The 21,872-nt window shown below is 39.9% G+C and carries 17 protein-coding genes; all 17 read left to right on the top strand.

Annotated features, from left to right (window positions below; all coding sequences use genetic code 11):
* The first annotated feature begins 93 nt into the window (after window positions 1–93).
* The 17 genes from uvrB (at window position 94) to WKU33_RS06525 (ending at window position 21,724) form a co-directional block, all read left to right on the top strand.
* Window positions 94–2,076 carry an excinuclease ABC subunit UvrB gene (gene uvrB, locus WKU33_RS06605; RefSeq protein WP_340453817.1) on the top strand — a complete coding sequence of 661 codons (1,983 nt, stop codon included), beginning with the start codon at window positions 94–96 and terminating at the stop codon, window positions 2,074–2,076.
* Window positions 2,077–2,084: 8 nt separating this feature from the next.
* The gene (gene uvrA / locus WKU33_RS06600) at window positions 2,085–4,967 is read left to right on the top strand and encodes an excinuclease ABC subunit UvrA (protein ID WP_340453815.1); all 2,883 of its coding nucleotides are present in this window, start codon (window positions 2,085–2,087) and stop codon (window positions 4,965–4,967) included.
* Between the two features lie 447 nt (window positions 4,968–5,414).
* Complete coding sequence (locus WKU33_RS06595; protein ID WP_340453813.1) at window positions 5,415–7,100, top strand: sigma-54 interaction domain-containing protein; 1,686 nt, start codon at window positions 5,415–5,417, stop codon at window positions 7,098–7,100.
* 11 nt (window positions 7,101–7,111) lie between these two features.
* Window positions 7,112–8,047: a ketopantoate reductase family protein gene (locus WKU33_RS06590; protein ID WP_340453810.1), complete on the top strand. Its 936-nt coding sequence runs from the start codon at window positions 7,112–7,114 to the stop codon at window positions 8,045–8,047.
* Between the two features lie 234 nt (window positions 8,048–8,281).
* Complete coding sequence (locus WKU33_RS06585; RefSeq protein ID WP_340453808.1) at window positions 8,282–9,430, top strand: acyl-CoA dehydrogenase family protein; 1,149 nt, start codon at window positions 8,282–8,284, stop codon at window positions 9,428–9,430.
* 52 nt (window positions 9,431–9,482) lie between these two features.
* On the top strand, window positions 9,483–11,504 hold the full coding sequence (locus WKU33_RS06580) for a TRAP transporter permease (protein ID WP_340453806.1): 2,022 nt from the start codon (window positions 9,483–9,485) through the stop codon (window positions 11,502–11,504).
* A gap of 2 nt (window positions 11,505–11,506) precedes the next feature.
* Complete coding sequence (locus tag WKU33_RS06575; protein ID WP_340453804.1) at window positions 11,507–12,517, top strand: TAXI family TRAP transporter solute-binding subunit; 1,011 nt, start codon at window positions 11,507–11,509, stop codon at window positions 12,515–12,517.
* Between the two features lie 27 nt (window positions 12,518–12,544).
* A complete protein-coding gene (locus tag WKU33_RS06570) occupies window positions 12,545–14,155 on the top strand; it encodes a long-chain-fatty-acid--CoA ligase (RefSeq protein ID WP_340453802.1) in 1,611 nt (536 codons plus the stop codon).
* Window positions 14,152–15,339 carry a thiolase family protein gene (locus tag WKU33_RS06565; protein WP_340453799.1) on the top strand — a complete coding sequence of 396 codons (1,188 nt, stop codon included), beginning with the start codon at window positions 14,152–14,154 and terminating at the stop codon, window positions 15,337–15,339. Before WKU33_RS06570 ends, WKU33_RS06565 begins: the two co-directional genes overlap by 4 nt.
* Window positions 15,340–15,372: 33 nt before the next feature.
* Entirely contained in the window at window positions 15,373–15,771 is a 399-nt protein-coding gene (locus WKU33_RS06560; protein ID WP_340453797.1) for a PaaI family thioesterase, read from the top strand.
* 173 nt (window positions 15,772–15,944) lie between these two features.
* Window positions 15,945–16,718 carry an SDR family oxidoreductase gene (locus WKU33_RS06555; protein ID WP_340453795.1) on the top strand — a complete coding sequence of 258 codons (774 nt, stop codon included), beginning with the start codon at window positions 15,945–15,947 and terminating at the stop codon, window positions 16,716–16,718.
* A 50-nt stretch (window positions 16,719–16,768) separates the two neighbouring features.
* A complete protein-coding gene (locus tag WKU33_RS06550) occupies window positions 16,769–17,947 on the top strand; it encodes an acyl-CoA dehydrogenase family protein (protein ID WP_340453793.1) in 1,179 nt (392 codons plus the stop codon).
* 20 nt (window positions 17,948–17,967) lie between these two features.
* Complete coding sequence (locus tag WKU33_RS06545) at window positions 17,968–18,732, top strand: SDR family oxidoreductase (RefSeq protein WP_340453791.1); 765 nt, start codon at window positions 17,968–17,970, stop codon at window positions 18,730–18,732.
* Between the two features lie 42 nt (window positions 18,733–18,774).
* The gene (locus tag WKU33_RS06540) at window positions 18,775–19,212 is read left to right on the top strand and encodes a MaoC family dehydratase N-terminal domain-containing protein (protein WP_445321686.1); all 438 of its coding nucleotides are present in this window, start codon (window positions 18,775–18,777) and stop codon (window positions 19,210–19,212) included.
* Complete coding sequence (locus WKU33_RS06535; protein WP_445321682.1) at window positions 19,209–19,613, top strand: MaoC/PaaZ C-terminal domain-containing protein; 405 nt, start codon at window positions 19,209–19,211, stop codon at window positions 19,611–19,613. The genes WKU33_RS06540 and WKU33_RS06535 overlap by 4 nt, the downstream gene beginning before the upstream one ends.
* A gap of 18 nt (window positions 19,614–19,631) precedes the next feature.
* Window positions 19,632–20,804: a thiolase family protein gene (locus WKU33_RS06530; RefSeq protein WP_340453787.1), complete on the top strand. Its 1,173-nt coding sequence runs from the start codon at window positions 19,632–19,634 to the stop codon at window positions 20,802–20,804.
* 131 nt (window positions 20,805–20,935) lie between these two features.
* A complete protein-coding gene (locus WKU33_RS06525; protein WP_340453786.1) occupies window positions 20,936–21,724 on the top strand; it encodes an enoyl-CoA hydratase/isomerase family protein in 789 nt (262 codons plus the stop codon).
* Window positions 21,725–21,872 lie beyond the last annotated feature (148 nt).

Genomic DNA, 21,872 nt, shown 5'->3' with positions numbered 1-21,872 from the left:
TTAAAATATCAAACGAATGGACGTTCGTTTTTCTTTAATTATTTCATCCGTTTGTGGTAAAATAGTTACTAGATATTTAGGGAGGCAGAACTCGTGAATAATAAGTTTGAACTCGTATCGAATTATGAACCGGCTGGTGATCAGCCACAAGCAATCGACGAACTTGTGCAAAAGGTTTTGGCAGGTCAAAGACACCAAACACTACTTGGTGCAACTGGAACAGGGAAAACATTTACCGTATCGAACGTGGTAAAGGAAATCAACCGTCCGACATTAGTAATTGCTCATAATAAAACCTTAGCGGGTCAACTATATAGTGAGTTTAAAGAGTTTTTCCCAAATAACGCAGTAGAATATTTTGTCAGTTATTATGACTATTATCAGCCAGAAGCTTATGTACCATCAACAGACACTTTCATTGAAAAAGATGCAAGTGTGAACGATGAAATAGATAAACTCCGGCACTCCGCAACCTCGGCTCTGTTTGAGCGCGAGGATGTACTTATTGTTGCCAGTGTATCCTGTATTTATGGTCTCGGTAGTCCAGAAGAATATGGTAGTCAAGTCCTTTCCTTACGAATGGGGATGGAGAAGGACCGTGACCAGTTATTACGGGATCTAGTAGATATACAATATGCAAGAAATGATATCGAATTCCAGCGGGGGACGTTCCGAGTTCGTGGTGATTCGGTGGAAATTATTCCTGCATCCAGGGAAGAGCATTGTATCCGGATTGAATTTTTTGGTGATGAAATCGATCGAATTCGTGAGGTGGATGCCCTAACCGGCGAAATTATCGGTGATAGGGAACACGTGGCAATTTTCCCGGCATCCCACTTCGTTACCCGCGAAGATATTATGAAAAAAGCAATCCAGAACATCGAAAAAGAGTTGGAAGAACGCTTGAAAGTATTACGTTCGGAAAATAAACTGCTGGAAGCGCAGCGGATTGAGCAGCGGACGAATTATGATCTTGAAATGATGCGTGAGATGGGTTTTTGTTCCGGAATCGAGAACTATTCCCGGCATCTAACATTAAGAGAGGCTGGAGCGACCCCGTATACATTGCTTGATTATTTTCCAGATGACTTTTTAGTCGTTATCGATGAGTCCCATGTTACATTACCGCAAATTCGGGGGATGTATAATGGAGACCAGGCGAGAAAGCAAGTGCTTGTGGATCACGGTTTCCGGCTACCATCAGCACTCGATAACCGGCCACTTCGTTTTGAAGAATTCGAAGAGAAGACGAATCAACTCATTTATGTATCAGCAACACCAGGTCCCTATGAACTGGAGCATTCTCCGGAAATGACGGAACAAATTATCCGACCGACGGGATTACTTGATCCGAAAATTGAAGTACGTCCTATCGAAGGGCAAATTGATGACCTGATTGAAGAAATCAATGAACGGACCGAAAGGAATGAACGAGTCCTGGTCACAACACTAACGAAGAAAATGTCAGAGGATTTAACCGACTATCTGAAGGAGCTTGGTATAAAAGTAGCCTACTTACATTCAGAAATTAAAACCCTCGAGCGAATTGAAGTTATTCGCGATTTACGGGTTGGAAAATATGATGTTTTGATTGGAATCAACCTACTTCGGGAAGGATTAGATATACCGGAAGTTTCGCTTGTCGTTATTCTGGATGCGGATAAAGAGGGCTTCCTGCGCTCCGAACGTTCCCTTATTCAAACGATTGGCCGTGCTGCCCGTAATGAAAATGGGGAAGTTATTATGTATGCCGACAAGATTACGGATTCGATGCAGAAGGCATTAGATGAAACAAATCGTAGACGGCAAATCCAGATTGCCTATAATGAAAAACATGGAATTACACCAAAAACAATCAAAAAAGATATTCGCGATGTCATAAAAGCAACGATTGAAGCAGCGGATGAAGAAACAGAAGAGAAGAAAATTACTAGCTTTGCCAAAGTTACGAAGAAGAATCGCCCGCAAGTTATCGAACAACTCGAGAAGGAAATGCGGGAAGCAGCAAAAGCGCTTGATTTTGAAAAAGCGGCAGAGCTTCGTGATATTGTTTTCGAACTTAAAGCGGAAGGATGAGCATGTACATGCCAGAGAAAAAACAAATTGTAGTACAAGGAGCGAGAGAGCATAACTTAAAAGGGATAGATGTGACGATACCGAAAAATAAATTGGTCGTCGTCACAGGTCTATCCGGTTCAGGGAAATCCTCTCTCGCCTTTGATACGATCTATGCAGAAGGACAAAGACGCTATGTCGAGTCATTGTCCGCCTATGCCAGAATGTTTCTAGGTCAAACGAATAAACCGGATGTAGATGTGATTGAAGGCTTATCACCGGCGATTTCAATTGACCAGAAAACGACGAGTAACAACCCGAGATCAACCGTTGCAACTGTAACAGAAATTTATGATTATTTACGATTGTTATATGCGCGAGTAGGACATCCAACATGTCCGATTCACGGTATTGAAATCACTTCACAAACGGTTCAACAGATGGTCGACCGCGTGATGGAATATCCAGAACGGACGAGAATGCAGATTCTTGCTCCTGTTGTTTCTGGAAGAAAGGGAGAGCATGTCAAGGTATTAGAGAAGCTCCGTCAAGAAGGTTATGTTCGCCTGCGAATTGACGGCGAGATGCGGGAAATCCATGAAGATATTAGTCTTGAGAAGAATAAGAAACATTCAATCGAAGTAGTCATCGACCGAATTGTCGTTAAACCGGACATTGAAGGCAGGCTTGCAGACTCGATTGAAACGGGGCTCCGGTTAGGTGAGGGGCGGATAATTGTTGATGTGATCGGTGAGGAAGAACTCATATTCAGTGAAGATCACTCGTGTCCGATTTGCGGATTTTCCATTGGAGAAATTGAGCCTAGACTATTTTCCTTTAATAGTCCGTTCGGAGCTTGTCCAACTTGTGATGGACTTGGTACGAAACTTGAAGTTGACCTAGACCTTGTGATCCCTGACTGGGATTTAACACTTGAGGAGCATGCGATTGTACCTTGGAAGCCCATTAGCTCCCAATACTACCCTCAGCTTTTAAAGAGTGTGTGTGACCATTACGGTATAGCAATGGATATTCCGGTTAAAGATATCCCGAAAAAACAAATGGACATCATTTTATATGGGAGCGGCAAAGAGAAAATTCGTTTTTATTTCAAAAATGACTTCGGAAAAGTCCGTGACGTGGATATTATCTTTGAAGGTGTGATGAATAACATCAACCGCCGGTACCATGAAACGTCATCTGACTTTACAAGAGAGACATTGGAGAAATATATGGCGGTAAACAATTGTAAGACTTGTAAAGGACACCGCCTGAAAAAAGAAGCGTTATCTGTTCTCATTGACGGTAAACATATTAGCAAGATCACCGAGTATTCTGTTGTGGAGGCAATGAATTTCATTAAAGATCTGAAGCTCTCTGAAAAAGAACAACAGATTGCTAAACTCGTCCTTAAAGAAATTGAGAATCGGCTAAGCTTTTTAAATAATGTCGGGCTGGATTATTTAACACTTTCCCGTTCAGCAGGAACACTTTCTGGTGGAGAAGCACAGCGAATCCGTCTTGCAACGCAGATCGGTTCCGCTTTAACAGGCGTTCTTTATGTATTAGACGAACCATCTATTGGCTTGCATCAGCGTGATAATGACAAGTTGATTGAATCATTGAAAAAAATGCGTGACCTTGATAATACGTTAATTGTCGTTGAGCATGATGAAGATACAATGCTTGCAGCGGATTGGCTCATTGATATTGGTCCAGGTGCAGGTGAACATGGCGGTGAGATTATCGCAAGTGATACTCCGGAAAATGTGATGAATGATGATGAATCCCTAACTGGCAGATATTTGGCTGGTAAAGAATTCATTCCGTTACCGGCAACAAGGCGGAAACCGGATGATCGTTATATAGAAGTCATTGGCGCCGAAGAAAATAACTTGAAAAAAGTAAACGCGAAAATTCCAATCGGATTATTCAATGTAGTGACAGGTGTTTCGGGGTCGGGCAAAAGTACCCTCGTAAATGAAATAATCTATAAAGCCTTGTCCACAAAGCTTTACCGTGCTCGTTTACGGAAACCCGGTAAGCATAAAGAAATTAAAGGCATCGAATATCTAGATAAAATCATCGAAATCGATCAGTCACCGATTGGACGAACCCCTCGTTCAAATCCGGCAACCTATACAGGTGTATTCGATGATATCCGTGATGTATTTGCCCAGACGAACGAAGCGAAAATCCGTGGTTATAAAAAAGGACGGTTCAGCTTTAATGTGAAAGGTGGCCGCTGTGAAGCATGTAAGGGTGACGGGATTATTAAAATTGAAATGCATTTTCTCCCGGATGTTTACGTCCCGTGTGAGGTCTGTCATGGACAGCGTTATAACCGTGAGACGCTAGAAGTGAAATATAAAGGTAAAAGTATTGCTGATGTTTTGGATATGCGAGTAGAAGAAGCACGTGAATTCTTCAGCGCAATTCCTAAAATTAAGCGTAAAATCGAGACAATCTATGACGTCGGCCTTGGTTATATTAGACTGGGTCAACCTGCAACGACTTTATCCGGCGGGGAAGCTCAACGCGTGAAGCTTGCAAGTGAACTCCATAAACGTTCAAACGGGAAATCCTTGTATATACTGGACGAACCGACAACAGGTCTTCACACGGATGATATTAAACGATTATTGACGGTGCTTCATCGCCTTGTTGAAAATGGTGATACTGTACTTATCATCGAACATAATCTCGATGTCATTAAAACTGCCGACCATATTATCGACTTAGGCCCTGAAGGTGGAGCAGGTGGCGGGAAGGTTATTGCGACTGGAACACCTGAAGACATCGCCCGGAAATCAGATAAATCCTACACAGGTAAATACTTGAAACCCATCCTTGAACGTGATCGGAAACGGATGGATGAAAGAATGAAGGAAAAAGAAACATTAAGCAATTAATTAATTACAAACACCCTAGGCATCTAGCTTACTTTATGATTTAAATTAACAAGAAGAGGCTGGGACATAACTAGTCAAAAACAATAATTAAAAAGGATCCAAGCAATAAAAATTTTGTTTGGATCCTTTTTTGATAAATTTTTATCACCATCTGTCACTAGTTCAGGATTATTTGCGGTGTACTTTCTCAAGTTCACCACCATCAGGACAAAGCCATTTATTGGTCACCTTCTTCTTGTTTGTCCTGAATTATTTATATTGAATGATAGATAGCGTTTTATTTGCAAAAATATCATTTATTTTATGTGTGTTTTACACTATATTTTAAAATAAAATAAACACAAATATGACGATTTATTAATTTCATCTTTAAAAAAATCACTTTTTATAGTAGCATTGCAATTAAGTCTAAATTTTCTTTCAATAAATACTAGTAGGAGTGATTAGATGAAACAGGTATTATATAATCGTTTACTTGAAACAACGACACTTCTATATATCGTATTAGATAGTGAAAGACGGGTTATTACTTGGAATTTGGAATTCATCGCAAGAAAAGATGAAGTAATCGGGCTACCTTTATCTGAAGTACTTTCTCTTTGGAAAACTACAGAGGCATCCATATTTGTTCAAGCTAAATATGATGAGCGAATGTTTGTCTTTTTTGAAAGTGCTTACAGTGAATGTGATGAAACATTGTATATTGGAGTAGAAACAAACGAACTGAACAGCATTCTAAGAGAAAATGAAGAGTTAAAGAGCTTGACTGGAGAACTGGATGCAATTATTGAAAACTCCTATGACGCAATATACATCACGGATAAAGATGGTTTCACCTTGAAAACAAACTCTGCGATTGAACGGATTACTGGAATTCCGCAAGAATATTATCTTGGAAAAAATGTACAAGCACTGATGAAAAGAGGAATACTCCAGAATTCTGTAACACATAAGGTGCTAGAGCATAAACGAACGATTTCCCTTGTACAGAAAAATTATACAGGGAACGAGACACTTCTCACAGGTAGCCCTGTCTATAATGATGAGGGAGAAATAATTAAGGTCGTTACTAATATTAGAGATCTTTCCGATTTATATGAGTTGCAGTCTGAACTAGTGAAGGTGAACAAGCTTAATGATCAATATAAAAAAGAATTGAACCGCCTAAAAAATAAGGCGGATGTAACAAAAGGTATTATTACAAAAAGTGAGGCAATGAAGCGAATTTATGACACAGCAAAGCGAATTGCAAATATTGATGCGACCATTCTTATTCTTGGAGAAACAGGGGTTGGAAAAGATGTGCTTGCCAACTATATTCATGACAATAGTTATCGGGTAAAGCAAGGGGAAATAATTAAAGTTAATTGTGGAGCCATTCCGGGTGAACTACTCGAATCTGAGCTCTTCGGATATGAAGAGGGTGCTTTCACAGGTGCTAGCAGAAAAGGGAAAGAGGGGATGTTTGAACTAGCGGATAAAGGAACCATTTTCCTAGATGAAATAGGGGAACTTCCTTTACACCTACAAGTAAAACTGTTGCGAGTCATTCAAGAGGGAGAGATTCAGAGAATTGGTGGAACGAAACCGAAAAAGATTGATATCCGAATCATTACGGCGACCAATCGTAACTTGAAACAAATGGTTCAACTTGGAGAATTTAGAGAAGACCTTTATTACCGTTTGAATGTTATTCCCCTTCAAATCCCACCAATTAGGGAAAGGAAAGATGATATACTTCCATTGATCCATCTATTCTTGGGAGAGATGAACGAAAAATATAATCTTCAAAAAGAGTTGGATTATAGTTTAAAAGACTTCTTTCTTACTTATAATTGGCCAGGAAATATAAGGGAACTCTCTAATTTAATCGAGCGACTCGTTGTGACGACGCGAGAAGAAATAATTACGGTAGATAAATTACCTTCTGAATATTTGACGAGTAATGATTATGGATCAAGCAGTTTGATTTCATTGAAAGAGGCTGTAGAACTGGCAGAAAAGAAAGTGATAACTTTAGCTGCTGAAAGATATTCTAGTACCTATGATATGGCAGAGGCGCTAGGTTCTAGCCAATCAACGATTGTAAGAAAGTTGAAGAAATATAATATCAATTTGAATAATAGAAGTTAAGGAGGTACTTTATGAAAATTGGTGTTGTTGGCGCAGGTGCTGTTGGCGGTTTTTTTGGATTGTTATTACAAAGAGCCGGGAATCAAGTAACGTTTATAGCAAGAGGACCACACCTTAAAGCAATGCAAAGGGATGGCTTACTTATTAAAAGAGGAACGACAAGCCTCTCGGTGAATGGTAGATTTAGTGATGATTTACAAGACTTGTTGGATTGTGAACTCATTCTTTTCTGCATCAAATCAAACGATACAGAACAAATGGCGAAAGAGTTATTGCCTATTTTAAGTGAAGAAGCAAATGTGTTAACATTACAAAACGGAGTAGACAATGAAATGGTTCTAACTCAAATTTTTGGAAAAGAACGAACCTTTTCATGTGCGACTTATATTCAAGCTGCTGTTGAACAGCCTGGTGTTATTAAGCAGGATGGAAGAGTAAAACTAGTGATTGGAGAGTTAAATTATTCATCAACAGAAAAGTGTTCGGAGCTTGTTTCTATTTTTCAAAACGCTGGGATTGATGCAAAGCATAGCAGGAATATCCTTGCGAGAAAGTGGAAAAAGTTACTTTGGAATATTACATTTAATCCACTTTCCGCCATTTCTACAGCGAGAGTCGGTGACATTTTAGATAATGAAGAGTTAAGGAAAACTGCTGAATTCATTTGTCAAGAAGCCATTGAAGTCGCGATTCGTACAGGAATCAAATTAGATAGAGAAGAGACAGTCACCGCTATCTTTGCTGGTGGGGAACGCGCAAGAGCGCACAACCCATCAATGCTCCAAGACCGCTTAAATGGAAAGCCGATGGAAGTAGAGGCGATTTGTGGATATGTAGTAAGGAAAGCGAGGGAGTTAGAAGTGAAGGTCCCAACTCTCCAAATGTCCTATAGTATTTTAAACCATCTGAATCAAGTAATCTCAAATGAAAAGAAAGAAGAGGAATAGATAAAGAGTAACAAAATGATTCAATAATGAATTATTTAATTCAATATTGAATCGATAAAACAATTAATTTCATTTAAATTCTAAATTATTTCGTTCTTTGATTAATTTAAAATTATTTTTTATGCGTAATAGTAAGGGTTTGATAAATCCTTGCTATTTTTTTAATGGAAGTTGGCATGTTATTTGCTTGTATATAATGAGAAGAATTTATGACAATTTAGGGAGGAAGCAAATATGACGGTTACAGTAACAGATGAACTACTGCAAATGAAAGTGATGATTAAAAGCTTCGTTGACAATGAAGTCGAACCATATGCACAGCAGATTGAAGATGAAGATGCAATCCCTCAACATCTTATTGACAAAGCAAAAGGTCTTGGACTATTCGGTATGAGCATTCCAGAGGAGTATGGTGGAATTGGGTTAAATGCAGTTGGGAAAACAATTATTTTGGAGCAGCTTGGAAGAACTCATAATGGCTATGTTTCTTTAATTAGTGCACATACAGGAATCGGAAGTACTGGAATTGTAAAGCTTGGATCTGAAAATTTAAAACAAAAATATCTTCCAGAGATGGCTCAAGGGAATAAAATTGCAGCTTTTGCACTATCTGAACCAGGAGCAGGATCAGATGCTACTAATCTTTCAACATATGCAGAAAAGAATGGAGGGAATTGGGTCCTAAACGGGACAAAACACTTTATTACCAATGCTCCTGTTGCTGATATCTTCACGGTATTTGCTGTAACGGATAAAGAGAGGGGGGCTAAAGGCGGGATTACAGCATTTCTTGTTGAAAGAGATTTCCCGGGATTGATCATCGGAAAAAAAGACAAGAAGATGGGACTTCGTGGGTCTTATACTGCTCAAGTTATTTTTGAAAATTGTATCGTACCAGAGGAAAACGTAATTGGAGAAGTTGGGCTGGGATACATCAATGCTTTAAAAATTCTTGGAGAAGGACGTGTTGGGCTAGCCGCTCGAGCAGTTGGGTCTTGTGATAAATTGGTTGAGCTTTCGGCAAGTTATGCAAAAGAAAGAGTTCAGTTTGGTGAACCAATTGCAAACAATCAAGCCATTCAGTGGATGCTGGCAGATATGGCAACAGAAACGGAAGCCGCTAGAACATTGACAATGATGGCTGCAGAAAAAATAGATGGAGGAAAGAAAGTAATTAAAGAGGCAGCAATGGCTAAACTTTATGCTTCCGAAGTCTTTAATAAGGTAGCGGATAAAGCGGTGCAAATTCACGGTGGTATTGGTTATATTGGAGAATTTCCGGTTGAACGTTTTTATCGTGATGCGAGGATTACTAAGATATATGAAGGAACAAATGAGATTCAGCGCTTAATTATTGCTCGACGAATATTGGTGGAAAATTAAATCGTGATTCATTTGTAAGCGGTAACAAAGAAGTTTATTTATTTAGTGATTGATGGAATATTGCTTTCATTTAAAAAATCAAAAGATTGGCGGTGACTTAATCATGGCTGAAACAGTAACGGTACAAAAAATAGATACCACAGTAAAAGAGAAACCAGCATACATTGAGGAACTGTGGTACTCGAGAAAAGAGAAATGGAATAAGTCAAGAATTCTTATCACTATTATTTCACTCCTTGCAATCGGACTTTCGGTATTCCATGTCTATACGGCTGGGTTTGGAACATTATCTTCCTGGCAACATCGAAGTATTCATGTGCTTTGGGCACTTATCCTCATCTTTCTTTTGTTTCCGTTTCGGAAGGGGAAAAAGTTTGGGGCAATCGATTTATTAATTATTGCCCTAGCGTTAGTAACAGCAGGCTATATGATGGTTGATGCAGAAGGTATTCAAAGTAGACAAGGGAATATTAGTTCAACGGATGCTATTTTTGGAACGATGTTTATTGCATTGGTATTGGAAGCTACTCGAAGAACGAATGGTATTCTCATGGCTGCAATTGGTGCATTTTTCTTAGGTTATATTCTGTTTGGTCAATACTTCCCTGGAGCACTTGCTCATCCAGGGGTAAGATATGAAAAAATGGTCGATCACATGTTTAGTGGTACACTCGGTATTTTTAGTGAACCGATTTATGTAAGTTCAACCGTATTAATCTTATTTGTCATCTTCGGTTCATTCTTAATGCGGTCAGGTGGAGGACAATTCTTTACCGATTTTGCTTTTGGAGCTCTTGGAAATAAAACCGGTGGTCCAGCCCTATCAGCCGTTGGTTCCAGTGCACTTGTAGGAACGATTACAGGAAACGGGGCAGCGAATGCGGCTATTACAGGTGCATTTACAATACCGTTAATGAAGAAACTAGGGTACAGCAAACGTTTCGCTGCCTCTGTAGAAGCAGTTGCCTCACAAGGTGGACAAATCATGCCTCCGATTATGGGTGCATCTGTGTTCATAATGGCAGAGACGCTTGGGATTCCATATATAAAGCTTGCTCTATATGGGTTAGTTCCAGCTATTATCTACTTTTTCATTGCTGGAATGGTTGTTTATTATCATGCGAAACGGTTAAAGATGGCTGGAATTCCGAAAGAAGAACTACCTAGGGTGGGTAAAGTGTTACTACACCAAGGCTATCTGTTCTTACCGATTTTAATTATCATCGCTCTCATGGTATACGGATATAGTCCAATGATGGCAGGATTTTATGGGATTCTTATAGCGGTGCTTTTAAGCTGGATTCGAAAAGCAACAAGGATGAATATACTTGACATTTTATCTGCCTTAGAAAGTGGGGCAAGGAGTGCTTTAGCGGTAATTGCTGCTTGTGCAACTGCTGGAATTATTGTTGGGGCAGTTTCAATTACTGGACTAGGGATTACATTTTCACGATTCGTCATTGATTTGGCTGGAGGTAATTTATTCTTACTCTTAGTCCTGGTTGGTGTTGCTTCCATCATTATGGGGATGGGAATGCCGACCGTTTCTGCGTACGTTATTTTGGCGGTATTAGCTGCTCCGGCACTCATTCAACTTGGTGTAAATGAAGTTGCTGCTCATATGTTTGTATTTTACTTTGGCGTTATGTCTGGTCTAACACCACCAGTTGCAATTACTGCATACACAACCGCTGGAATAGCAGGTTCGAATCCACTCATGACCGCTGTATACTCGATAAGAATTGGATTGGGAGGATTCTTTATTCCATTCATCTTTGTTTATAATCCGATCCTTTTGATGCAGGGTGGGACTTCGTTGGAGATGACATTAGCAATTATTACTGCATTCCTTAGCTGTATCCTATTTGCAGCGGGATTAGAGGATTATTTCTTTGGTCGCCTTGGGATGGTAAAACGGATTGCTATCTTTGCAGGAGCTGTACTACTTGTCATCCCAGGACTGATTGGAGACTTAATAGGAGTTGCGATTGTCGTTGCTATCTATATTTTACAGAAAAGAAAGAACGCGAGTCTTGAAGATTCGAAGGAAAATAAATTAGCGAAGGCTAGGTGAAAATGATGAAAAAAATGGTGTGGAATATTTTAATAATACTCTTTCTTTTATTACTGGCGGCGTGTGGTGGAAATGAGTCGTCAGGAGATTCTGGTGATAAGTTAGATGCTCCGGACAAGTTTTTAACGATTGGTTCTGGTCCAATGGGGTCTGGTTGGTTTCCTATCACAACAGCTATGACGGACTTGTATGCGGGTGAATTTAATAATCTAAATGCTACTCAACAAGAAGGTGGGTCAACTGCCAATTTGAATTCGCTTGAAGTTGGAGATATACAAATGGCATTAAACTATACAACAGATTTCAATGCAGCACTGGAAGGTGGGCCTGGTTTTGATAAGCCACTGGAAGAAATCGCAGCTATTGGAACCTTGTATCCTGTTTATCAAACACTTGCGACTACTAGAAACAATGATTCAATCAATCGTATTGAAGATATTTTAGATAAACACATTTTTCTCGGACCACAAGGTGGAGGAGGTCCAGTAGCTTTCTGGCAGATGATGGAAGAGTATGGGTATGATGAGAAGTCTGTTGAAGAGGCGGGAGGAAAGACTTCCTATGGGAACTATTCTGACGGTGCTTCCATGTTAAAGGATAATAATGTGGATGTACTGCTAGCAGGCGGTGCCCCATATGTTCCGGCACTACAAGAGATGGAAGTAACAAACCCGATCAACGTGATCGAAATTGATGGGGATATGCTCGAAAGTCTTGAAGCACAAGGGCGCGGGATTACTGCTGGAGCGTTACCAGGAGGGACCTATGATGGAATAGATGAAGACATTCCAACATATGTAATTGAAACAATGCTTACCGTTCGAGCGGATTTAGATGATGAGTATGTCTATCACCTCACGAAAATATTCTGGGAGAATTTGGAGTACTTTGAACAACAAGTTCCTGAACGCGCGAAGGATTTCAGCTTAGATACCGCACTGAACGGAATTGATCCTGAAGACCTGCATCCTGGAGCAAGAAAATATTATGAAGAAATGGATGTGTTGGAATAATACTTTATTTAAGAGGAGGAATTCTGAGTGAGTCATTTGAAAGATCGAAGATGGTATAAAGCATATACGCAAGTTAAAGAACTGGAGATTCCTGAGATATCTGTGTATTCCTTTTTAGAAAATACAACTAAACAATATGGCAATCAAACGGCTATTATTCATGATGACAAAGGAATAACGTATAAAGAACTAAAAGATAGAGTAGATCGGCTTGCTGGGGCTTGGAGAAATCTAGGTCTTAGAAAAGGTGAGCGAATCGGTTTAATGGTTGGTAACGATCCGGTATATGTTATTTCCTATTATGCTGCAATGAAGCTTGGATTAATTGTTGTACAAATTAATCCTCGTTATACAACAAGAGAGTTACTGCAGATATTAACGGATGCAGAACCAATAGCGCTCGTAGCGGAGAAGGAAGCAATGAAAACGGTCGATAAAGTAATAGATATTTATAAATTAAAGCATCTGTTCATTAATGATTCATCTGGCGAAATGCTTGGAAATGTGAACCATCTCATTGCCTCGAATGTTCCGCTAAAAGAAACAGAACTCGTTGATGCAAAAGAGGAAGTGGCAGTCATCCAGTATACGGGAGGGACAATGGGGACGATTAAAGGAGCAATGCTCACTCATTATAACCTCGTTGCAAATGTGCTTCAAAGTCACGGAATGTATGGGGAAGAAATGAAGTTTGGTGAGGAAACCATTCTTACCGCAACACCACTATACCATGTATATGCTATGACTAGTGCGATGAATCTTGGAATTTATATCGGTGCTACGATTTTATTAATTAAAAATTTTAAAGTAAAACAAGTACTAGAAATTGTCAAGAGGTACCAGCCAACATTTTTCCCTGGTGTTCCGCGCATGTATAACGCATTTGTTAATTTTGACAACGTGGAAGATTATGGGCTAGATAGCCTGAAATTCTGTTCTTGTGGTTCAGCGCCACTTCCAGTAGAGGTTATTCGGAAATTTGAACAGATTACTGGAGTCGAAATTGGAGAAGGTTTCGGATTATCTGAGGCTTCTCCTTCAACCCACCGAAATCCAGCGAAAGGGATCCGTAAAATTGGCAGCATTGGAATTCCGTTTCCGAACACGGATTGTAAAATCATAGGAGAGGACCATGTAGAACTTCCGATTGGAACGGTAGGTGAACTCGTCATCAAGGGACCACAAATTATGAAAGGATATTGGAAAAGTAAGGAAGAGACAAAACAAGCATTAAAAGATGGTTGGCTTTATACAGGAGATTTGGCGAAGCAGGATGAGGATGGTTACTTTTATATTGTAGGCAGAAAAAAAGAAATGATTATAAATGGGGGATTCAACGTATACCCTCAAGAGATTGAAAATGTTCTCTATGAACATCCCGATATCCACGAATGTGCTGTCGTTGGAGTTCCCGATAAGGAACAAGGAGAAATTGTGAAAGCTTATCTGGTTGCAAAGAAAGGGAAAAACATCGATAGAGAAGATATAAAAGGGTTTTGTTATCGCAATCTAACACCATATAAAGTACCGAAGCAATTTGAAGTGATTGATGTGCTTCCAAGAAATACAGTTGGCAAAATTTTAAAAAGGGTATTAAAAGAAAAATATACGAGTAGTCAAGGGGGATATAAGAAATGAGTGAAAAAGTTGTTATTGTTAGCGCAGTAAGAACTCCAGTTGGAGCTTATGGGGGGGCTTTAAAGGACATTAGTTCTGGACATCTTGCATCGATCGCTATTAAAGAAGCGATTCATCGCGCAGGTCTATCACCAAACCAGGTGGATGAGATCATTATGGGGGAAGTACGTCAGTCGACGGAAGCATCTAACGTTGCTAGAGTGGCAGCTTTGCGTGCAGGAGTACCAGAGGAAGCAATCGCTTTTACTACGAACCGTCTTTGTGCTTCTGGAATGCAAGCGGTTGCTTCAGGGGTACAACAAATCTTATTCGAGCATGCGGAAATTGTCGTTGCTGGTGGGACAGAAAGCATGAGCCGCTCCCCGTTATATCTTAGAAATGCTAGATTCGGGGGAGACAGACCAACTCTAGTGGATGGAAATACGGAAGCCGGTCAACAACCTCCAGAAATTTATGGAGAAAACCTTGGAATGGGAGTGACCGCAGAGAACGTGGCAGAAAGATATCAGATTTCTCGGGAAGACCAGGATGCATTTGCTCTTGAAAGTCAAGAGCGAGCGCATCGGGCAATTAACGAAGGAAGATTCAAAGATGAAATCGTTCCAGTAGAGGTGAAAGAGCGTAAACGAACATTTATCTTTGAAGAGGATGAGCATCCGCGTCCAAATAGTTCAATTGAAAAGCTATCGAAGCTAAAACCGGTATTTAAGAAAAACGGTACAGTTACTGCAGGCAATGCTTGTGGTAGAAATGATGGATCATCTGCTCTAGTGCTTATGAAAGAATCAGCTGCAGAGGAGCTTGGGTTAAAGCCCTTAGTACGAATTGTAGACTGGGCAGTAGCTGGCGTATCACCAGAAATTATGGGGATTGGTCCTATTCCTGCAGTAAAGAAATTGTTGGAAAGAACGAATAAAGAACTCCATGAAATTGATTTGTTCGAGTTAAATGAAGCCTTTGCATCTCAATCTCTTGCGGTAATTCGAGAGCTAGGGATTGATAAAGATAAGGTAAATGTAAATGGTGGGGCGATTGCGCTTGGGCATCCTGTTGGTTCCAGCGGTTCCCGGATTATTGTTACGCTTTTACATGAGTTAATCAAATGTCAAAAGAAATATGGAATCGCAACACTATGTGCTGGTGGTGGGCAAGGAATGGCTATTTTGATTGAGAATGATTTTTAGGAATTATTATCCATTTAAATAGGGGGGCTTGAGATGGAGAAAGAGCTAAAGATGATTAAAGAAAGTTTTGAAGCAAGCCCTTTTTTTACACTTATTGGGTTTGAAGTTGTCTATATGGAAGAAGGGAAAGTGAAAATTAAGTTGCCTATCCAAGAAAAGCATTTTAATGCAAATCGTACACTGCATGGTGGGGTGCATGCTACCATGCTTGATGCCATTATGGGAATGACGATAAGGTCCATGACGAAAACAGGGTGTACGACAATTAATTTGAATACGAATTATTTAACCCCCTCTGTGACTGGAGAGATATTTGCAACCGGAAAGGTGAGTAAATTAGGTTACCGGATTGTTACAGCTGAAGGAGAACTTATAGATGAGAAAGGCAATTTATTAGCTAAAGGTATTGGGACATTTAAGCTTTTAAGATAAACGTACATCAACGGTTTATTCAAAATAAAGACATGATTACTTTCTCAACTTTTGGAGTCCGAAACAGTTAACGATACCTCGGTATAAGTAGGTGAATTCACAATCTATTAGCTTTATAAACACGTTTTTTAAAGTTTGTTCCCTTAAATATAAAAGAAAGGAGTGTATCGATAGTGACCTTACAAGAATTATTTGATCTAACTGGTAAAGTTGCATTGGTTACAGGTGGTGGGCGAGGGCTCGGGAAACAAATTGCAGAGGTTTACGCAGAAATGGGGTGTAATGTAGCGCTTTGTTCCCGGAAAAAGGAAAATTGTGAGAAGGCAGCAGAAGAATTAGCTGACCGTTATAGTGTAAAAACAAAGGGTTATATGTTGAATGTAACAGATGAAGGTCAAGTGAAAGAAGTAGTCCAAGAAGTTATTCAGGAATTCGGGAAAATTGATATTTTAATTAATAATAGTGGAGCAACCTGGGGCGCATCGGTGGAAGAAATGCCTTTGGAAGCGTGGGAAAAAGTCATCGATGTGAATGTCACTGGTACCTTTCTGGTGTCGAAAGAGGTGGGCAAGCATATGATAGAACGCCAATATGGGAAAATCATTAATATTGCTTCTGCAGCAGGCTTAACCGTGAGACCTCCTGAGGTGACAAATACAATCGGATATACGACAAGTAAAGCGGCAGTTATTCATTTTACAAAAGATTTAGCGATGAAATGGGCTAGGCATCATATTTATGTAAATGCGATTGCTCCTGGAATGTTTCGGACGAAGATGACGAAAGGAACATTGGAAGCAAAGGAGGAAGATGTATTAGCTACGATTCCATTAAGAAAAATTGGGGATGAACATATGTTGAAAGGTGCCGCGATTTATCTAGCATCCCAAGCAAGTGATTTTGTTACAGGAACAGTTTTACGTGTTGACGGTGGAAGCTCCTTATAGGGGGAAAGACAAATATTTATGATTCATTAATTTTAATTGGAGGAAAATCAATGTATTTACGATTAACAGATGAACAGAAGATGGTACAAGAAACGATTCGTAAGTTTGTGGAAAAGGAATTAATCCCATTAGAGAATGAAGTCCTTCGCAACGAGATAGAAGGTAAGCCAAGTCTTCCAAAGGAAAAACAAGAAGAGCTTACACAGAAGGCGAAAGAGGCGGGCTTTTGGGGAATCAATACTCCTGAAGAGTATGGTGGAGCAGACCTTGGACAAATGATGCAAGCAATTGTAACAATGGAAGTTTCAAAGACATTTGTTCCTTTTAAATTTGGTGGTTCCGCTGATAATATTCTTTATTATGGGAATAAAGAACAAAAGGAAAAATATTTGATTCCAACTATTAATGGAGAAAAGAAATCATGTTTTTCTATAACCGAGCCTGGTGCAGGATCTGATACAAGAAATATTAAAATGACAGCAGTCAAAGATGGAAGTGAATGGGTTTTAAATGGAGAGAAAACGTTCATTACGGGTGGAAATGAAGCCGATTTCACGATGGTTATTGCAATAACTGATAAAGAACTTCATGAAAAGTCGAAAGGAAGAGAAGGGGTTACTTGTTTTATTGCTGACCGGGATATGGGTTGGAAATCAGAATACATTCATACAATGGGAGAATGGGGTCCAGCTAGTTTAATCTTTGAAAATGTTCGTGTCCCAGAGGAAAACATCTTAGGAGAGCTACATAAGGGATACAACTTAGGGCTCGAATGGATCGGCTTTGCAAGGTGGATTGTCGGTGCACGAGGTGTAGGTTCTGCGGAGCGATTGCTGCAAATGGCGATTGATTATGCAAATGAACGAGAAACATTCGGAAGGCCGATTGCTGACAGACAAGCGATCCAATGGAAAATTGCTGATTCTGCTGTGGAGATTGAAGCTGCAAAATGGCTTGTACTAAATGCAGCATTTACGTTAGATCAAGGAGCAGATAATCGTCATTTAGCATCAATGGCAAAATTATATGGTGCAAATATAGGAAATAACGTTATTGACCGGGTCTTACAAATCCATGGTGGAATGGGTTATACAAGAGAGTTGCCGATTGAAAGATGGTACCGTGAAGCGAGACTTTGGAGAATTTATGATGGTACAGACGAGATTCAAAGACTCATTATTTCAAGAAACTTACTCAAAGGAAATGTAAAACTTGGAGAATATATTTAATAATCAGAGGAGAATAAAACATGACAAAAAATTTTGAAGGAAAAGTAGCACTTATTACTGGTGGAAGCCGTGGAATCGGTAAAGGGGTAGCCCTTCGCTTTGCTGAAGAAGGAGCGAATGTTGCAGTAATTGATATTAATGAAGAGGCTTTACAAGAGACGCAGAAAGACTTTAGTGATCAAGGCTTGGAACTTTGGGTGAAGAAGGCGGATGTTACAAATTCGGCAGAAGTAGAAAATGCAGTCCAAGATATTGTTTCTAAATATGGAAGACTAGATATTTTAGTAAATAATGCTGGAATCATCCGAGATAATCTCCTTTTTAAAATGACGGATGATGATTGGTTGCAAGTAATGGATGTACATTTAAAAGGTTCATTCAATACTGCTCGGGCAGCACAAAAACAGATGGTTAAACAGAATTATGGGCGTATCATCAATATTTCATCCTCATCTGCATTAGGAAATAGAGGTCAGGCAAACTATGCAGCGGCAAAAGCTGGTTTACAAGGATTTACGAAGACGTTGGCAATTGAGCTTGGTAAGTTTGGGATCACGACTAATTCAGTAGCACCAGGATTTATCGAGACAGAAATGACAAAAGCAACTGCAGAAAGAGTCGGGGTTCCTTTTGATCAATTTGTTAATGAGCGAGTGAAAAATATCCCTGTAGCAAAAAGCGGGAAACCAGAAGATATTGCAAATGCAGTTGCCTTCTTTGCGGATGAGCGGTCATCCTTTGTAAACGGACAAGTGATGTATGTTGCGGGAGGACCGTTAAATTAAATAAAAATACAAGAAGGGGGAGAAGAAAGAGTGTATAAAGATGTGGTGGGAAAAAAATCTAAAAGAATAAAAAACTATGTAGAAAGAGGATGGGTCAAACGATTTGCAGAATCGATTGGAGACTTGCATCCACTCTATATTGATGAAGAAACTGGAAAGAATTCGAAGTATGGAAATAATATTGCACCACCAACTTATCCACGTACATTTGATTTTGGCTTGATACCTGGTTTGAACTTGCCGGAAAAAGGATTGATCCATGGAGAACAAACCTATCATTATAATCGCCCGTTGCTTGTTGGAGAGACTGTATATTGCTATACAGGTGTAGAAGATTATTTTGAGAAGACTGGAAACAATGGACTGATGGGATTTCTTGTTACAAAAAGATATGGAGAAGATATCAAAGGAAATGTTATTTTCATTGAAGGCTCTACTGTTATTATTACAGAAGCTGTACGGGAGGCGATGAAGGTATGATAGGACGAGTGACGAAGCTGACAATTGGAGATAAGTTGGAGGCAGAGCTTGAACCTGTAACAAGAATGGATTTAATCAAATATTCAGGTTCATCCGGGGACTTCAATCCGATACATACAATTGATGATGAGGCAAAGAAAGCTGGACTGCCAGGCATCATTGCACATGGTATGTGGACGATGGGGAATCTGACAAAACTGTTTACCCCTTTTTATGAAGAAGGTTTTATTCAGGATTTTAAGATCCGATTTTCTGGGATGGTATTCCTCGGAGACGTACTCACGCTGCAAGCAGTAGTGGAAGAGCAAACAGAAGAACATGTTAACTTCAAAGTTAGAGTAGTCAACCAAGATAATAAAGACGTGATGAAAGGTAGTATTCGATTTTTAAAAACGACTTAAAAAGGTGGAGGAATTGGAATGGAGAGAGAGGCAGTAATCGTATCAGCAGTTCGCACACCGATTGCCAGGCAAGGGGGAGCCCTAGCAACGGTGCCAGGCCATGTTTATGGTGCGGAGGTGATGAAAGAAGCGATTAAGCGGGCAAACATTGAACCAGAGAGAATCGATGATGTGATTTTAGGAAATGTACTGAGCGGAGGAGGGAATATTGCAAGGCTTACTGCATTACAGACAGGTCTTTCAGTCAACTTACCAGGATTGACGATTGATCGTCAATGTGGTTCGGGAATTAATGCAGTCGCTCTTGCAGCCCAAGCAATTCAGTCTGGTGCAGGTGACGTTTATATTGCTGGTGGAGTAGAAGCAATGAGCAGAGCACCATACCTGATGGATCGACCAGAGCGAGCATATAGCTCAGTCCCGCCGAACTTTAGAAAGTCTCAATTATCTCCAAAAGAAATCGGAGATCCACCGATGGGAATTACAGCTGAGAACTTAGTTGAAAAATATAACATCACAAGAGAAGAGCAAGATAAGTATGCTCTTCGTAGCCAACAGCGGATGGCACATGCAACTGAAGAAGGCTATTTTGACGAGCAGATTATTCCGATTCAGGTCCCGGTAAGAAGAGGGAAACCGGTTATATTTGATAAAGATGAACATCCTAGACCAAATACGACGTTGGAAGTGTTATCCAAATTACCCCCAGCTTTTGCAAAGAACGGAACGGTGACTGCAGGAAGTAGCTCAGGACTTAATGATGCAGCGTCCGCGCTTGTTGTCATGTCACGGTCTACAGCTGACGAATTAGGACTCGCCCCGCTTGCGACGATTCGCTCTTCAGCAGTTGCTGGAGTAGATCCGAATATTATGGGAATTGGACCAGTGCCTGCTACAAAGAAAGTAATGGAGAAGTCTGGAATGAGTCTTGATGATATGGACATTATTGAGTTGAATGAAGCTTTTGCTTCCCAAGTGCTTGCTTGTGATCGGGAACTGTCCTTTGATCAAGATAAATTGAATGTAAATGGAGGAGCCATCGCCCATGGTCACCCTCTTGGCGCAACGGGTGCCATTCTTGTGACAAAAGCTACGTATGAATTAAAACGTAGAGGTGAAAGACACGCTCTCATTACTGCTTGTATTGGAGGCGGACAAGGAATCGCCATGATAATTGAGAGAGAAGATTAAGTGATTACTAGAAAGATGTAAACGAATAATGATCATATTTAGCCTGAGTGATTAATTACCTCAGGCCTGATTTTTCTCGCCGGATAACGTTCTTTCATTAAAATTAAAATTTATTAGGAGGATGATGAACCATGAAAACAGAAATGTCCAACCATTTGGTAACAGGTGTGAAAGATGGAGTGATGTACTTAACGCTAAATCGTCCAGAAAGTCTTAACGCATTCAGCCCAGACATGTTAAACGGATTAAAAGCATCCCTTCAACAAGCGAAAGAAGATGATGAGGTACGTGTTGTTGTCATCTCTGGATCTGGTAGGGCCTTTAGTGCTGGAGGAGATGTGAAGAAAATGGGAAGCAAAAGCCCTCTTGATACGTATGAACATCTTGGGGATACGAATGAAGTAATTCTTGCAATCAAAGCCCTGGAGAAGCCTGTTATAGCTGCTGTCCATGGTTATGCAGCAGGGGCAGGATTTAACTTAACCTTAGCGAGTGACATAATCCTTGCTGCTGAACAAAGCAAATTTATTCTAAGTTTCTCTAAAGTTGGACTGATTTCAGATGGGGGAGGTCTTTATTTTCTTCCACGGTTAATCGGTATCCATCGTGCGAAAGAGCTTTTATTTAATGCAGAGCCGATTTCAGTAGAGGAGGCACATTCATTAGGATTCGTAAACCATATTTATCCTATAGCAGATTTTGAAAAAGAGGTAGAATCGTTTGCAGCTAAATTGGCAACAGGTCCTTCGGTTGCATTTGGCTTTATTAAAAAAATTGCTGATCGTTCATTACACGCTACTCTTGAAGAAATACTCGAACAAGAACGTATTACACAAGCGACCGCCATCACAACAGCAGATCATAGCGAAGGAGTTAAAGCTTTTAAAGAAAAAAGAATCCCTCATTTTACTGGAAAATAAATGAGAAGTGGGGGAAAAATCAGTTCGCTGTTGAAAAAAAGGAACCTACTTTGGGGAGCAGCTTAAACTAGATTCTATATTCTTACCGATTGGATTTTATGGATAATAGGAAGTTAGTACTCTCTTGAATTTCGCAACCCAAATAAAC

This window comes from Oceanobacillus sp. HCA-5259, from assembly GCF_037892815.1.
Taxonomy (GTDB): domain Bacteria; phylum Bacillota; class Bacilli; order Bacillales; family Amphibacillaceae; genus Oceanobacillus; species Oceanobacillus indicireducens.
The sequence above is the reverse complement of the archived record's forward strand: the minus strand, read 5'-3'. Positions and strand labels throughout refer to the sequence as shown.

Bases quoted from the DNA above. Each gene is read 5' to 3' on its own strand.
- uvrA (WP_340453815.1), top strand. From the start codon at position 2,085: ATGCCAGAGAAAAAACAAATTGTAGTACAAGGAGCGAGAGAGCATAAC.
- WKU33_RS06595 (WP_340453813.1), top strand. From the start codon at position 5,415: ATGAAACAGGTATTATATAATCGTTTACTTGAAACAACGACACTTCTA.
- WKU33_RS06590 (WP_340453810.1), top strand. From the start codon at position 7,112: ATGAAAATTGGTGTTGTTGGCGCAGGTGCTGTTGGCGGTTTTTTTGGA.
- WKU33_RS06585 (WP_340453808.1), top strand. From the start codon at position 8,282: ATGACGGTTACAGTAACAGATGAACTACTGCAAATGAAAGTGATGATT.
- WKU33_RS06580 (WP_340453806.1), top strand. From the start codon at position 9,483: ATGGAATATTGCTTTCATTTAAAAAATCAAAAGATTGGCGGTGACTTA.
- WKU33_RS06575 (WP_340453804.1), top strand. From the start codon at position 11,507: ATGATGAAAAAAATGGTGTGGAATATTTTAATAATACTCTTTCTTTTA.
- WKU33_RS06565 (WP_340453799.1), top strand. From the start codon at position 14,152: ATGAGTGAAAAAGTTGTTATTGTTAGCGCAGTAAGAACTCCAGTTGGA.
- WKU33_RS06560 (WP_340453797.1), top strand. From the start codon at position 15,373: ATGGAGAAAGAGCTAAAGATGATTAAAGAAAGTTTTGAAGCAAGCCCT.
- WKU33_RS06550 (WP_340453793.1), top strand. From the start codon at position 16,769: ATGTATTTACGATTAACAGATGAACAGAAGATGGTACAAGAAACGATT.
- WKU33_RS06545 (WP_340453791.1), top strand. From the start codon at position 17,968: ATGACAAAAAATTTTGAAGGAAAAGTAGCACTTATTACTGGTGGAAGC.
- WKU33_RS06535 (WP_445321682.1), top strand. From the start codon at position 19,209: ATGATAGGACGAGTGACGAAGCTGACAATTGGAGATAAGTTGGAGGCA.
- WKU33_RS06530 (WP_340453787.1), top strand. From the start codon at position 19,632: ATGGAGAGAGAGGCAGTAATCGTATCAGCAGTTCGCACACCGATTGCC.
- WKU33_RS06525 (WP_340453786.1), top strand. From the start codon at position 20,936: ATGAAAACAGAAATGTCCAACCATTTGGTAACAGGTGTGAAAGATGGA.